We start from the raw sequence: 1,199 nt of genomic DNA, 5'->3' as shown, positions 1-1,199 counted from the left end.
GATTTTCTCATTAGAATCTCCCGGTTTGATAGTACTAGAAAATTCTACTTTTGAGATCCGTTATTTTGCGGGGGATTACCTAGCGTTGTGTGCATTTGAACATGTAGCTGAGGGAAATAAGAATAAAGATTACTTAAAATTGAAAGAATCCTTATTCAGTGGTTATTCCAAATATATGCAATTATCTGAGGAAGATATTCAGTTGAGCCCATATTTCATGCTGGCTAGAAAATTAATAACTGATAGCCTGGCCCGAGGCACGAAAAAACAACCCAAATGTAAGATATTACTTTCCGATTGCTGTTGAGAGAGCTATAGGATTTTTTCTGAAAATGGATCAAACAGTTCCTTAGGCTCATTGGTCGTGTGGAAGATCTTCCACACCACCCCTCTTAAACAATGTGTACGGCTAATCGAGGGAAGATCAGAGATTACCAATTGAAGTGGCCGCTTAAAAGTTGGCGGTTATCGCAGCTACCCAGTCACTACCCCAATATAAAGTTTGTTGGAGTGATTAGAGAGCAAAGACATTATTTGAGTTGAATTTGCATTGGGTTAATTAACACAATTCGAGAAAATTTAGCTATATTTTCGAATAAATATTGCCAATTCATTCATGATTGCATGTGAAATCCTGCAAGAAAATCCTTGTAAAATTCGTGATGTATTTTCTTTTTTCATGAAAATATTCGACCATTACTCATCTTTGTAATTAGGAAAATAATCAAGTATGCATAATAATTTATAACTTATTAAGTTGTTATTTTTTTTTAAATTTGAAAAAATAAATCTTGTATTTTTAAGCGTTTTCCTGTGGATTAAAATTCATTATTTGACTAATTAAATTTGATAAAATAATATGTGCAACTTTCTTAATAATATTTAAACATCTATTTTACACAAACGGATGATGAAAGGAATATTTGGATGTCAGTAAATGAGTGGGATATAAGAGACAATCTTAGAGATAAGCGAAGCGGGGGCTCTTATGAGTTCAGAGGTCTTGAGTCGAGGCGTATAATTGATCCTAAGTGGGATAAAATTAGAGATAAGTCTAGAAGTCTAGAAATAAGAAAACAAGAATTAGAAGCTATAAAACAGGAAAAAGCTATAAGTAGGGAAAAGACTAGCTCTTATGCGTCTAGAGGTCGGGAAAAGACTAGCTCTTATGCGTCTAGAGGTCTGGAAGAAACTAGCTC

2 protein-coding genes are annotated in these 1,199 nt (G+C 33.9%); both read left to right on the top strand.

Annotated elements, in window-relative coordinates; translation table 11 throughout:
• A partial coding sequence (locus tag Ldro_RS16720; RefSeq protein ID WP_238583956.1) for a hypothetical protein occupies positions 1–307 on the top strand: 307 nt, incomplete at its 5' end.
• A gap of 620 nt (positions 308–927) precedes the next feature.
• The coding region (locus tag Ldro_RS16715; RefSeq protein ID WP_238583955.1) for a hypothetical protein at positions 928–1,199 on the top strand (272 nt) is incomplete at its 3' end.

The sequence above is a fragment of the Legionella drozanskii LLAP-1 genome, assembly GCF_001467585.1.
Taxonomy (GTDB): domain Bacteria; phylum Pseudomonadota; class Gammaproteobacteria; order Legionellales; family Legionellaceae; genus Tatlockia; species Tatlockia drozanskii.
The sequence above is the reverse complement of the archived record's forward strand: the minus strand, read 5'-3'. Positions and strand labels throughout refer to the sequence as shown.